At 68.4% G+C, this 13322-nt stretch carries 13 protein-coding genes; 7 read left to right on the plus strand and 6 right to left on the minus strand.

Annotated elements, in window-relative coordinates; all coding sequences use genetic code 11:
• Positions 1-81: 81 nt before the first annotated feature.
• The 3 genes from shbA to RHA1_RS11745 are packed head-to-tail and all read left to right on the plus strand — an operon-like array spanning position 82 to position 2107.
• Complete coding sequence (gene shbA / locus RHA1_RS11735; protein ID WP_009475065.1) at positions 82-669, plus strand: RNA polymerase sigma factor ShbA; 588 nt, start codon at positions 82-84, stop codon at positions 667-669.
• Positions 670-722: 53 nt separating this feature from the next.
• Positions 723-1820 carry a WD40/YVTN/BNR-like repeat-containing protein gene (locus tag RHA1_RS11740; RefSeq protein ID WP_011595140.1) on the plus strand — a complete coding sequence of 366 codons (1098 nt, stop codon included), beginning with the start codon at positions 723-725 and terminating at the stop codon, positions 1818-1820.
• Positions 1817-2107, plus strand: a complete 291-nt coding sequence (locus RHA1_RS11745) for a MoaD/ThiS family protein (protein WP_009475067.1) — start codon at positions 1817-1819, stop codon at positions 2105-2107. Before RHA1_RS11740 ends, RHA1_RS11745 begins: the two co-directional genes overlap by 4 nt.
• Before the next feature lie 6 nt (positions 2108-2113).
• On the opposite strand, the gene RHA1_RS11750 is transcribed toward RHA1_RS11745, so the two are convergent.
• Positions 2114-2785 carry a cyclase family protein gene (locus tag RHA1_RS11750; RefSeq protein ID WP_041811365.1) on the minus strand — a complete coding sequence of 224 codons (672 nt, stop codon included), beginning with the start codon at positions 2783-2785 and terminating at the stop codon, positions 2114-2116.
• Positions 2786-2854: 69 nt separating this feature from the next.
• On the opposite strand from RHA1_RS11750, the gene RHA1_RS11755 reads away from it, so the two are divergent.
• Positions 2855-6352, plus strand: a complete 3498-nt coding sequence (locus RHA1_RS11755) for a serine/threonine-protein kinase (protein WP_011595142.1) — start codon at positions 2855-2857, stop codon at positions 6350-6352.
• 7 nt (positions 6353-6359) lie between these two features.
• On the opposite strand, the gene RHA1_RS11760 is transcribed toward RHA1_RS11755, so the two are convergent.
• On the minus strand, positions 6360-6785 hold the full coding sequence (locus tag RHA1_RS11760) for a pyridoxamine 5'-phosphate oxidase family protein (protein ID WP_011595143.1): 426 nt from the start codon (positions 6783-6785) through the stop codon (positions 6360-6362).
• 153 nt (positions 6786-6938) lie between these two features.
• Here RHA1_RS11760 and RHA1_RS11765 point away from each other — a divergent pair, with 153 nt between their 5' ends.
• Positions 6939-7991, plus strand: a complete 1053-nt coding sequence (locus RHA1_RS11765) for a Dyp-type peroxidase (protein WP_011595144.1) — start codon at positions 6939-6941, stop codon at positions 7989-7991.
• Positions 7988-8794: a family 1 encapsulin nanocompartment shell protein gene (locus RHA1_RS11770; protein WP_011595145.1), complete on the plus strand. Its 807-nt coding sequence runs from the start codon at positions 7988-7990 to the stop codon at positions 8792-8794. The genes RHA1_RS11765 and RHA1_RS11770 overlap by 4 nt, the downstream gene beginning before the upstream one ends.
• Before the next feature lie 15 nt (positions 8795-8809).
• Here RHA1_RS11770 and RHA1_RS11775 read toward each other — a convergent pair whose 3' ends face one another.
• From RHA1_RS11775 to RHA1_RS11790, 4 genes are read right to left on the minus strand one after another with little or no spacing between them, the layout of a single operon-like run.
• Positions 8810-10144: a hypothetical protein gene (locus RHA1_RS11775; RefSeq protein ID WP_011595146.1), complete on the minus strand. Its 1335-nt coding sequence runs from the start codon at positions 10142-10144 to the stop codon at positions 8810-8812.
• Positions 10141-10503: a hypothetical protein gene (locus tag RHA1_RS11780; RefSeq protein WP_011595147.1), complete on the minus strand. Its 363-nt coding sequence runs from the start codon at positions 10501-10503 to the stop codon at positions 10141-10143. The genes RHA1_RS11775 and RHA1_RS11780 overlap by 4 nt, the downstream gene beginning before the upstream one ends.
• A complete protein-coding gene (locus RHA1_RS11785) occupies positions 10504-10698 on the minus strand; it encodes a hypothetical protein (protein WP_009475094.1) in 195 nt (64 codons plus the stop codon).
• Positions 10695-12545, minus strand: coding sequence for a hypothetical protein (locus RHA1_RS11790; RefSeq protein ID WP_050787475.1), 1851 nt, complete (start codon positions 12543-12545; stop codon positions 10695-10697). Before RHA1_RS11790 ends, RHA1_RS11785 begins: the two co-directional genes overlap by 4 nt.
• A gap of 263 nt (positions 12546-12808) precedes the next feature.
• Between RHA1_RS11790 and RHA1_RS11795 the strand changes: the two genes are divergently transcribed.
• Positions 12809-13321 (plus strand): CGNR zinc finger domain-containing protein, encoded by a 513-nt coding sequence (locus RHA1_RS11795; protein ID WP_011595149.1) that lies wholly within the window; start codon positions 12809-12811, stop codon positions 13319-13321.
• Position 13322: the final 1 nt, after the last annotated feature.

The raw sequence follows: 13322 nt of genomic DNA on the forward strand, positions 1-13322 counted from the left end.
GACTTCCGCACCCTTCGGTGCCTATCGACGATCGCGTGTTCCCCCGAGGCTGGATGCAGCCGCAGGAACAGGGAGAACACCATGATCGAATTGGACGCCAGAGCCGAGTTGGAACGACTCGCGCCGTACGCCGCGACGGGCGACGAAGACGCCGTCGAAGAGGTTCTCCGCATCGCGCACCCCCTCGTGCACCGCTACTGCACGAGCAGGCTCGAGTCGGTGGATCACCCGCACGCCACCGCCGACGACGTCACCCAGGATGTGTGCCTCGCGTTGATGAGCTCCCTACGGACATACGAGAACCAGGGGAAGTCGTTGCTGTCGTTCATCTTCGGCATCGCCGCGCACAAGGTGTCCGACGCGCGGCGCCGCGCCACCCGGTTGTCCGCACCGACCACCGCACGCGGCGCTGCCGCACATCACGTGGTGGACGTCGAGGACGGCCCCGAGCATCACGTCCTGCGCCGCGAACTGCGCGGCGAGATGGGCCAGCTCGTCGAGACCCTTCCGGTCCGGCACCAGCAGATCCTGTTCATGCGCGTCATCGTGGGAATGTCGGCCGAGCAGACCGCACGGGTCCTGGACACCACGCCGGGCGCCGTCCGCGTCGCCCAGCACCGGGCGCTGAGCCACCTGCGGGCGAGGATCGGGCACGGGCCTGCCCGCTGAGAGTTCCCGCCCCGTCGTTGCCAACTGCGAGGGCCGAGTGGTCCGATGGATTCATGAGCGCACCCGACACGGTCCTGGTCGCGATCGGAACGAAGAAGGGCCTGTGGCTGGCCACCAGCCGCGACCGCACCACCTGGACGTTGTCGGGCCCGCACTTCCTGATGAACGAGATTCCGAGTATCGGGATCGACACGCGGGCCGGCCGCACCCGCATTCTGGTCGGGGTCCGGTCCGAGCACTGGGGTCCCACCGTCGCGCACTCCGACGACCTGGGTGCCACCTGGACCGAACCGGACCACGGGGCCATCCGCTTCGGCGACGGTGACGGCGCCGCGCTCGAGCGGGTGTGGCAGCTCCGGCCCGACACGGACGACCGTCCGGGCGTCGTGTGGGCGGGATGCGAACCCATCTCGGTGTGGCGGTCGGTCGACGGCGGCGAGCATTTCGAGCTCGAACGCGGGCTGTGGGACCATCCGCACCGGCCGGAGTGGGGAGCCGGATACGGCGGCGCCGCAGCGCATTCCGTCGTCCCTCATCCGCAGGACGAGAACACGGTGCATGTCGCGATGAGCACCGGAGGTGTCTACCGCACCACGGACGGGGGCGCGTCCTGGGAGCCGCGCAACACCGGGATCACGGCCTACTTCCTGCCGGACCCGAACCCGGAGTTCGGCCAGTGCGTCCACAAGATCGCCCGCGACGCCTACGTTCCCGACCGGCTGTACGCCCAGAACCATCACGGCGTCTACCGTTCCGACGACAGCGGCGACACTTGGAAATCGATTGCGGACGGACTGCCGACGGACTTCGGCTTCGTGATGCTCACCCATCCCCGCCGCGAGGGAACCATCTGGGTCGTTCCGATCGAGGCGGACGGCAAACGGATCCCACCCGACGGCCGGCTGGCCGTATACCGGAGCGAGGACGCCGGGAACAGCTGGACCCGCCTCGACAGCGGACTGCCGGAACGCGACTACAACGTGGTGCTCCGCGACGCCGCCGCAGTGGACACCGCCGACCCGGTCGGCGTGTATTTCGGCACGCGCGGCGGCGAGGTCTACGGGAGCGCCGACGAGGGTGCCTCGTTCGGCACGGTCGCGGCGCATCTGCCCGACGTCCTGTGCGTGCGGGCCGCGGTGGTCGCATCATGAGCGAGGGAGTCACCGTGCGGGTTCCGCGGGCGCTGGCGTCGATCGTCGGCGGTGAACGCTCCGTGCACGTGCCCCTCGACGCCGCCTCGACGGTGTCCCACGTGCTCGACGTCCTCGCGGGCGAGTTCCCGATTCTCGGCCGCCGGATTCGCGACGAGACCGGCGCCCTGCGGCGGTACGTCAACGTCTACGTGGACGGCGAGGACGTCCGGCTCCTCGGCGGTGTCGGCACCGAGGTGACGCCCGGGCAGGAACTGCAGATTCTGCAGTCCGTGGCCGGCGGCTGAGCGCGACTACTCCGCCAGCTCCATCGCCACTGCCCGAGTGGGTGCTCCGTCGCCGGCCGCCAGGGCGATCGGCAGGAGGCTGAGGAGCGGGTCGGGGAAGTCGATCCGGTCGAGCCGACACAGATTCTCGCCGATCACTCCGCCGGCGTCGGCGATCAGATGGTGAACCGGGTATCCGGCGTCGGCGTGGTCCTCGTCCGGCGTCTCGTCGATGCTCGGGGCGTCCAGGCAGAACGTCCGCACTCCCCGGTCGAGCAGCAGTGTGCACGCCTCGGGGTCGAGGAACGGATGCGTGTAGTAGGCATCCGTTCCGTAGTGGCGAGACCACCCGGTATGGAACACGGCGATGTCGCCCGGCCCGACGTCGTCCGCCCGGGACATGATCAGTTCGCGGGTAATCCGCTGTCGCGCAACGAGCTCGCGCAGGTCGAACACGACGCCGCGGCCGACGAACAGGTCCGGTGCCAGCCGTTCGACGGTCGCGGCCCCCGCCTTCAGATGCGCCGGTGCGTCGACATGAGTCCCGGACTGCGAACCGATCCTGACGTCCAGCACGTTGTAGCCGTCGCGCTCGAGGGTGCAGTGCCGGATCAGCGTCGGCACCGGGTCGCCGGGATACACCTGCATGCCCGGCCCGATGGTGTGTGACAGATCCACGATTTTCCGCACGTGTGGCATCGCTCGATTGTCCGGCCTCGGGGTCACGCGTACCGCGATATGCTCGATGACGAGCGAAGAGGTGGTGGAATGACCGATTTTGACCCGCTCGCCACCCAGCGTGAGTCTGTGTCGAAAACCCTCATATCCGAGCTGTCCGCAGTCGGTCTCGAGGACGCCAGGGAGATCGGGCACGGTGGGTTCGGGGTGGTCTATCGGTGTGCGCAACCGGAACTCGATCGAACCGTGGCGGTCAAGGTCCTCACCGCGGCGCTCGACGCCGAGAACCTCGAGCGGTTCCTGCGGGAGCAGCGCGCCATGGGCCGGCTGAGCGGCCACCCGCACATCGTCAACATCATGCAGGTCGGGACGACCGACACCGGCCGTCCGTACATCGTGATGCAGTACCATCCCCACGATTCGCTGGACGCGCAGATCCGCAGGCGCGGGCCCATCCCCTGGAGCGACGCCCTGCGTGTCGGGGTGAAACTTGCCGGTGCGCTCGAAACCGCGCACCGGGTGGGCATCCTCCACCGGGACGTCAAACCTGGAAACATCCTCCTGACGGAGTACGGCGAACCGCAGCTCACCGATTTCGGGATCGCGCGGATGTCGGGGGCGTTCGAGACGACGGCGGGCACGGTCACCGGCTCCCCCGCGTTCACCGCTCCCGAGGTGCTGTCCGGGCGGACCCCGACCGCCGCCTCCGACGTGTACAGCCTCGGTGCGACCCTGTTCAGCGCGATCACCGGGCACGCCGCCTTCGAACGGCACAACGGCGAGGAGGTGATCGCGCAGTTCCTGCGCATCACCACCCAACCCGTCCCGGACCTGCGGACCGAGGGTTTCCCCGAGGACCTCAGCGCCGTGATCCAGCGGGCGATGTCCGGTAAACCGGAGGATCGCCCCGCGTCCGCCGCCGCGTTCGGGGACGAACTGCGGGAGGTCGAACGCCACCACGGATTGGCCGTGGACGAGATGGCGATGCCCGTCGACGCCGGGGTCCACCACGTCGAGGATTCCGCACACGGGGCCGTCTCGACCATCTCCGGTCCGTTCCGCACGTCCACGACGGGACGGGCGCGATACCCGTCGACGCCGCCGCCCGCGCCGGCCACCCGGTTCCGGCCGCCGGCCGCGACCCGTCAGCTCGTCGAGCGGAACCGGCTGATCGATTTGCTGCGGGCCGGACGCCGGCGCCTGCTGACCGTGATCCACGGCCCCACCGGATTCGGCAAGAGCACCCTGGCCGCCCAGTGGCGGAACGTCCTCGCCGACGAGGGAGTGGCCGTCGCGTGGCTCACCGTCGACAACGACGACGACAACGTGGTCTGGTTCGTCGCGCACCTCATCGAGGCGATCCGCCGCGTGCGTCCCAACCTGGCAAAGGAACTCGGCCAGGTCCTCGAGGAGCACGACGACGAGGCTGAACGCTACGTGCTCACCTCACTGGTCAACCAGATCCACGAGAGCGGCGAACGGATCGCCCTGATCATCGACGACTGGCAGCGCGTGTCCGAACCCGCGACGATCGCCGCCCTGGAGTTCCTCCTCGACAACGGGTGCCACCACCTGCAGGTCGTGGTGACGAGCCGAACCAGGGCCGGGTTGCCGATGAGCCGCATGCGCGTCAAGGACGAACTCGTCGAAATCGACTACTCGGAACTGCGTTTCGACGATTCCGAAGCCCGCTCGTTCCTCGTTGACCTCGGTGGCCTGCCCCTCGACAGCGAGGACGTCACCGAGCTCCGCGACTCCACCGACGGGTGGGTCGCGGCTCTCCAACTGGCGTCACTGTCGCTGCGCGGGCGAGCGGATCCCTCCGAGCTGATCGCCGGACTGTCCGGCCGTCACCACGCGATCGGCGAATTTCTCGCCGAGAACGTCCTCGACACCCTCGAACCCGAGATGCTCGACTTCCTGCTGGCCACCTCGATCACCGAGCGCACGTGTGGCGGCCTCGCCGGCGCCCTCGCACACACCGCGCGTGGGCAGGCGATGCTCGAGGCCGCCGAGGACCGGGACCTGTTTCTGCGCCACATCGACGACGAGCGAACGTGGTTCCGGTACCACACCCTGTTCGCGGAGTTCCTGCGCCGCCGGCTCGAACGCGACCAACCCGACCGCGTCCGGGAACTGCACCGCATCGCGTCCCGCTGGTTCTGCGACCACAGCCTGCTCCGCGAGGCCGTCGACCACGCAATCGCCGGCGGCGAAGAGCAACGCGCCGTGGAACTCGTCGAGGCCGACGGACTGATACTGCTCGAGCAGTCCCAGGCGGCGACGTTGTCGGCGGTGGTCGACAAGCTGCCACCGGCTCTCGTCGCCGCGAGTGCCCGGCTGCAGGTCACGACGGCGTGGGCGCATGCGATGGCGAACCGGACCATGGCCGCCGAACGCGCGCTCGAGCGAGCCGAATGGGCACTCGAACACAGCGGCGCGAGCGCGAGCGACACGGCGGATCTGCGGGCGGAGGCGGGCGTCGTCCGTGCGGTCGCCGAACTGCGCAACGACCGCAGCGACCGGATCGACGAACTCGCCGCCGACTGCCTGGCGCGGCCGGAGGCCATGTCCCCGTGGGTGGTGTGCGCCGCTTTCAACGTCACGACGTTCGCCGCCGTGTACCGGTTCGACTTCGCGGAGGTGCGCAGGATCCAGGAGGTGGCCCGGCCCTACTACGAGCGGAACACCGGACCGCACAACGTCGTTCACGGTCAGAGCTATCTGGGTGTCGCATCCTACGAGCAGCTCGACATCGACGACGCCGTCGACCGTTTCCGGCGGGCCCGCCGAGCCGGGCGGAAACTGGGCGGGCCGCGAGCGCCATCCGCCCGGCTCGCGGGGTCGCTGCTCGGTGAGGTGCTCTACGAACGCGGGGACGTCGAAGAAGCCGAACGACTCCTCGACGACGGTTACACCCTCGCCGTCGAGACCGGTGGGGTGGACTTCAAGGTCGCCCGCTTCGTCACCGGTGCTCACGTCAAGGCGCTGCGGGGTGACCGTGAGGAGGCGACGACACGCCTGCACGCCGGACTCGAGGTGGCCGAGACCTACTCCCTCGCCCGCCTGCGGGCCCGCATCGAGAACGAACGCCGGCGGCTCGGCATCACCCCGCATCCCTCGCTGGGGGCTCCGGACCCGATCCGGCACGAAGACCGGCGGCGCCCGGTGTCGGGCATCGACGAGATCGTCGCGCAGGTCGAGGAGACCACCGCGATTCGGATGCTGCTCGCCACCGGGGCGCGCGAAAACATCGAGCTGGCGTGCACCTGGGCGCAGGAGTGGACCGATCGGCTGGCCGGCACCGGCCGCAACCGCGCCCACCTGCTGGCCGAACGCCTCCGGGTGGCGTGCCTCGCCGCCGCGGGCCGCGACGACGAGGCGAAGCAGGCCCTCGCCTCCATCGCCTCCATCTGCGCGGCACGTGGACTCCACCGCGTGCTTCCCGACGGTGGACCCTTCGTCGTCGCGCTGGTCGCGGATCTGCGGGCCGATCAGCTGGCCGGAGAGTGGCGGCCGGACTGGGCGACGGTGCCCTCCGACTTTCTCGAGGAGCTACAGAACGCGACGTCTCCGTACACGATGTGACCCGCGGTCAGGCGGCGCCCATGTCTGCCGATCGCCAGTGCTCGGGGCGGAGGTAGATCGCGACCTGTTCGCCGAGTTCGGCCCGGGCGAAGTCGAGGTAGGCGTCGACCTTCTCCGGCGCGAGGTAGCGCTCGGTGATCTCCCGCAACTGGGCGTCGGTTCCCGGGACAGTGCGCGCCACGGCGCCCTCGACGGAGACGTACCGGACGGTGGGGTCGACTCGCTCGACCATCATGGTGAATCGCCCGGCCGCCTCGATGAGGCGCGCCTTCTCCGAACCGGCGCCGGTCAGTACCCACAGATCACCGCCCGCGGCGTACTGATACCAGATCGGGACCGTCAGAGGTCCGCGGCTCTCACCGGCGGAAACCGACAGCGCCGCGATGTGCGGCTCGGACAGGAACTGTTCGCGCTCGGACACAGACAATGGCATGACCCCGACGATAGGAGCCACCACCAACAGATTCCGGGGCCCCGCACCGGCGCGGCGAACCGATTGAATGGAACCTGGCGGTTCGAAACGGTTAGATGGGACGTGAGGTTCCGGACAGTGCAGCGTCGTACGTCGAGGTGAACGGAGACACAGATGCCAGGCCCAGTCGCGAGATTGGCACCACAAGCAGTCCTCACTCCGCCCAGCGCCGCCTCCCTCTTCCTGGTGCTCGTCGCCGGGGACTCCGACGACGACCGCGCGACGGTGTGCGACGTGATCTCCGGGATCGACGGACCGCTCAAGGCGGTGGGATTCCGCGAACTCGCCGGTTCCCTGTCCTGCGTGGTCGGTGTCGGTGCGCAGTTCTGGGACCGCGTGAGCGCGTCGTCGAAGCCGGCGCACCTGCATCCGTTCGTCCCGCTGTCCGGGCCGGTCCACAGCGCGCCCTCCACGCCGGGTGACCTCCTGTTCCACATCAAGGCCGCCCGCAAGGATCTGTGCTTCGAACTGGGCCGCCAGATCGTCTCCGCGCTGGGCTCCGCCGCCACCGTGGTCGACGAGGTGCACGGCTTCCGCTATTTCGACTCCCGCGACCTCCTCGGATTCGTCGACGGCACCGAGAATCCCACCGACGACGACGCCGCGGACTCCGCCCTGATCGGCGACGAGGACCCCGACTTCCGGGGCGGCAGTTACGTGATCGTGCAGAAGTACCTGCACGACATGAGCGCGTGGAACACGCTGAGCACCGAGGAACAGGAACGGGTCATCGGGCGCACCAAGCTCGAGAACGTCGAACTCGACGACGACGCCCAGCCCAGCAATTCGCACGTCACCCTCAACACCATCGTCGACGACGACGGCGTCGAACACGACATCCTCCGCGACAACATGGCATTCGGCAGCCTCGGCGAGGCGGAATACGGCACCTACTTCATCGGGTACGCCAAGGACCCCGCCGTCACCGAGCTGATGTTGCGACGCATGTTTCTCGGCGAGCCGCCCGGCAACTACGACCGCGTCCTCGACTTCTCCACGGCGGCCACCGGCACATTGTTCTTCGTGCCGAGCCGGGACGTGCTCGAATCGCTCGGCGACGAGCCGGCCGGCGCGGAGTCGGCACCCGAAGACCCGGTCGAGCCCGCCGCGGCCGGCCCGTACGACCTGTCCCTGAAAATCGGTGGTCTCAAAGGAGTATCGCAATGAGTGATTCGAGCAATCTGCACCGCAACCTGGCACCCGTCACCGAGGTTGCCTGGCAGCAGATCGGCGAAGAGGCCGCCCGCACGTTCAAGCGCCACGTCGCCGGTCGACGCGTCGTCGACGTCGCGGGACCGTTCGGATACTCCTACTCGGCCCACAACCTCGGCCGGGTCACCCCGATCAAGACGTCGGACAGCAGGATCCGGGCGCAGCAGCGGCAGGTGAACCCGCTCGTCGAACTCCGATTCCCGTTCACCCTCAGCCGGGCCGAGGTCGACGACGTCGCCCGGGGTTCCCTCGACTCCGACTGGCAACCCGTCAAGGACGCCGCGAAGGCCGTCGCGTTCGCGGAAGACCAGTCGATCTTCCAGGGATTCGACGAGGCGGGCATCCGCGGTCTCGGTCCGTCCAGCGACAACCCGGTTCTCAGTCTGCCGGAGGATCCGCTGCTCATCCCCGACGCTGTCGCGTCCGCGTTGTCGGCGCTGCGACTCGCCGGTGTCGAGGGACCGTATTCGGTGGTACTCGACGCCGACGCGTACACCGCGGTCAGCGAGACCCGCGACGAGGGACATCCCGTGTTCCACCACCTGCGCGACCTGGTCGCCGGCGACATCATCTGGGCGCCCGCCATCAGCGGCGGATACGTGCTGTCCACTCGCGGCGGCGACAACCAGCTGACCCTCGGCACGGACCTGTCGATCGGCTACGACAGCCACACCGCCACCGACGTCACGCTCTACCTCGAAGAGACGTTCACGTTCGCCTCGCTCACCGCGGAGGCGGCGGTCGTCCTCGCACGCTGACGCACGCCGGGGTCGTCAGCCGCCGAACAGCAGGTACAGCCCACCGAAGGTGTACGTCACCATCGTGAACAGCAGTGCCAGCTGCCCGGTCAGCTGATGACCCCGGGGCAGGACCCGTACGGATTTGTCGTGTGCCGCAATCACTCCGAGGACGTGACCGGCAAGGACGCACAGCACCTTGATCGACGCCGTCGCGGCCGGATGCTCGGACAGGACGTACCAGACCTCCGCGTCGCCGAGTCCCAGTGGGTTCCATCCCCGACCCATCGGATCGGCCAGCAGGATCACCGTCGCCTGCCCCTTCTCCACCAGATACGTCAGGTAGTGGGCGAAGACGTAGCCGATGATGATCGGGATCAGCGAATGCGACAGCAGCCCCGGGAGGGCGGCGCGCTGCTCCGGCCGTAATCCACCCGCGGCCCGCGAAGCCACCCAGAACGACACCCCGACGAAGCCGACGAACACCAGCAGCCCGGCCGTGCGCGCGAGAGTCGCGCCGATCGGGGAACCGATTCCGTCCACCAGCCGCGCCCACCACGGGAACGCCGAGAAACTGTCGAAGGCCGTGGATCCCAGCAGCGTTGCCATCAGCGCGACGGAGCCGGCACGAACGGGCATCGACCCCAGGTGGTCCAGCGGATTGCGCAGCACGATCCGGCCGTCGTGTCGATCCCGGCTCAGTGGAGACAACCGCGACGCCAGCGTGCTGTACACCTCGAACGGATCGCCCCGCTCACACCAGCGCTCACCGCAGGTGAAGGCCCCGGCCGTCGTGACCACGACGTACACCAGCAGCCAGGTACGTACGGCGGCAACGGAACCCGGGTCGCCGGAGGCGAGCTCGAGCCAGACGAAGGCGAACAGTCCCGCGACCGCGGGCCAGTACCCCCACGAGTTGCGGTACCGCGCAGTGCCTTCGGCCGGGGAGCGCCCGCTCACCGCGCACACCGATCGGTGAAGCGTGCGGACCGGGGAGAACACTCGCCACACCGGTCCGAACGCCAGCGACACCGCAACCAGCCCCACCCAGAGCAGCACGTAGAACACGCCCGGCAGGGCATTCGCCGAGGACTCCGAGGGTCCGAAGAACGCCGCGAGCGCCACCCACACCGCGAACACCACACCGAACGCCGCCAGCACGTTCCGCGTGATCGGCGCGTCGGCGAACCGCGTCACCCAGCCGGGCAATCGGCGCCCGGGACTGTCCGGGTCCAGTTTCGGTGTGCGCCAGGCGAACACCAGGACCACGAAGGACACGGTGAGCGCCCAGCTCGCCCCGATCAGCGCATACGTGAACGGGATCGGAAGGTCGGTGGATCCGCCGAGGCCGTGCGCGAGAACAACGGTCATGGACGCACGAGCAGGGTGGCCACCGTCTTACCCGTGTCGTGCAATTCCACCGCCACCTGGCCCGGAACGTCCACGGAGAACTGGGTTTCCTGGGTTCCGGGGTGAATCTCGAACGAATGCTCCGGCACGGCGTGCACGTGCAGTTCGTCGTCGGCGTCGCTCTCGATCCGCACGGTGACGGTCTCCCCCACCGCGGCCTCGATGCGCTCGTTGCTCGGTGTGACCGAGCCTGCGTCGATCACGACGTCGATCACGACACCGTCGTCCGTTGCCGGCGTGTCGTTGTCGCCTCCACAGCCCGACACCAGGGCGACGACGACAGCAGGTACCACGACAACTCCGGCCAACCGCCTGATCACCTAATTCTCCTCGTCTTTCTCACTCGGGCCGTGTTTCGCGCTCTCGGCATTCTCGGCCGCTTCCGCCTTGCGGTCCCGGACCGCCAGGTAGATGACCAGGCCTGCCACCAGGAACGCAGGGACGAACGCGGGAATCGCCAGCAGCACCGAGTGATCGGCGAGGTAGACGACGTCCGGGTCGGTCACCGGATTCATGTCACCGTCACGTCCTCGCGGGTGCCGGTGGCCGCCTGCCCCTGCGTGTACTTGCTGATCCGGCCCGCTCCCCAGGCCAGCGCGGTGATCAGCGCAAGAGTGCACAGGAGTACGACCAGCGACGCGGCACCGAACAGCCAGGTCGGGTGATCGAAGTTCCGTTCCCGCTGCAGGATGGTGATCTCCGGGACGAAGTCGCGGGTCGAGGATGCGACGGCGGGGAGTTCCTCGGCGCCGATGCCCGGATCGCTGGGCAGGTAGATCGGGACGGCCGTCATCGTGCGCCCGTCCTGCACGCGCAGCAACGTCTTCCACGTTCCGTGGACCGGCACCGGTTCGTGTGTCCGGTAGGTGCCGGGCCCGGTGCGTTCGAGTCGGTCGACCGTGAATCCGTTGCCCAGTCCGGTGCCGCCCTGCCAGGACAGAATGGACACCCAGGCGGGATTGTCACTGGCGAGATCGGGTGGGTCGATGCGCACCTCCGCGTCGACCATCCGGCCGCCGTCCGGCGCGGCCTCCGTGAGAGCGATTGTCGCCGTGGCGTTCTCCGGGACGGTCGCGACGAGCCCGTTGGCCGTGGCACCGGCGATCACCACGACCGTGGCGACGACGATGGTGCGACTGATCGCGGGACGCGGAAGTCCCTCGGATCGGAGCACCCGCCCGAGCAGGGCGCCGCAGGCCCCGGCCGCGATGCCCACGGGCACGGCCATGGCCAGCGCCTCCGGCCACATGCTGGTGGGCCAGGGGTAGATGTACACGGCGTCGATCCACAGCGACTCGAGCCACAGCCCGACCGTTGCGACGAGGAGTCCGCCGACGGCACCGAAGGCCACCCGATTCTTGATCAGCGGTGTCAGGGCGAGGAGTTCGATCAGCACCGCGGCGCCGAGACACAGTTCGAACACGTTCGTGGGGGCGCCGAGAACCGGCCCCACCATCAGTGCCGTGATCGCACGCACGACGCCGGCCACCGCCACGGCCACGATCGCCGCGAAGGGTCCGAGAACGATGCGCGCCGCCACCAGGGTGAACGCGGCGGCGCCGGCGATCATCATCGGCTGCAGGACGAGGCGGAATTGTTCGACGCCGAAGTCGTATTCGATCTGGAAGACGGACAGGCCGATGAGCAGGCCACCGAATGTGCCGCACCGCAGGAACCAGATCAGCCTGCTGTCCTGCTTCGTGTCACCGGGGGTCGCCATCCGGCCCTCGTAGTCCAGGAGCAGGACGCCGATCAGCGACAGTCCCGCACCGCCGATCAGCATCAGGTGCGTCGGCCCCCACAGCGTGACGTCCTGACCGAAGATGCGGTGCCAGACGTCGTCGAGGGGGAACCCGATGAGGGCGTACAGCCCCGCCCCGGCCACCAGGACGCCGCCGACCGGGACGTACCAGGTGCGCGTGATCTTGATCGCCGCCGGACCGGGTTTCTCGTCGCGCGGCAGGATCATCGCCAGCATTCCGGTGATGAACAGCAGGAAGAGTCCGACGAGGATGAAGTAGTGCGCGGGGTTCGCGAGCGGCCCGTCGTCGCGGCCTCGCCCGATGTGCAGGCTGACGTCCCAGATGAAACCGAAGAACGCCGTCAGGATGGTCCCGACGAACGTCACCAGGGGCAGGGCCACCCACGGGGGCCGGTCGAGCGCGCGTGCCGCCGTGTCGGCGGCCGTCTGCAGCCACGTGATCTTGCGTGTGCGGTGCAGGTACGCGATCCACAGCAGACCCACAGTGATGATCGCCGTCGCCACCGAGATTCCGATGATCTGATCGAACGCCGCACCGCCACCCTCTCCGCCCGATTGAGCAAGAATGGGTGAACTCGGAGTAACAGTTACTTGGCTCACGTGGTGATTATGTGCGCCTCGCGCCGAAAACGCCAGACCCTCGACCCGGCACACGGCGGTTCGTAGGCAAATCTATTCAGATCTGCGATCAGACGTAGATATGGCTAGATTCCCCTATCGATGCCTCGAGCAGCGATAACTGCCACCGCCCGCACGAGCAACCGAGGTACGTGACAACTCCTGTGCTCGTCCGATGTCGAGATAATTCCTGCCAGTCGTGTTCGTGATGTTCGCTCATGCACCCAGCGTGATGTAATGGCATTGTGCATCTCAACCCTTACGGCGAGTACGCGGTCACACTCGCCGCCGACCTCACGAATCACCCGCCCGGCTCGACCGGCGAACTCGTGGACCGATGCGTCGACGCCGGCATCGTCGTCGACTTCCCCGTCACCGACGACGACCTCGCCGACGTGCTCGCGATGCTCCACCGGTGGGCGTCGATCGCGGACACCACCACCGACGAAGCCCGCGCCGAACAGGTCAACCTCATGCTCACGAAGGCATCCGCCTACCCGCGACTGACCAACCACGCCGGCGACGGCTGGCACCTCCACTATCGCGACGACCAGCAGTCGCTGGCAGGGGTGCTCGAGGCGCTCTTCTCCGTCGGCACCGCATTGCACCTCGTGGGCCGCGGCATGCACCGGCTAGGCCGCTGCGCACTCGAGGAGTGCACCGCCATCTACGCCGACACATCCCGCAACGGCCGTCAGCGGTACTGCTCACCGAAGTGCGCGAACCGTGACGCCGTTCGACGCCACCGGGCGCGCTGAC

The organism is Rhodococcus jostii RHA1 (genome assembly GCF_000014565.1).
Classification (GTDB): domain Bacteria; phylum Actinomycetota; class Actinomycetes; order Mycobacteriales; family Mycobacteriaceae; genus Rhodococcus_F; species Rhodococcus_F jostii_A.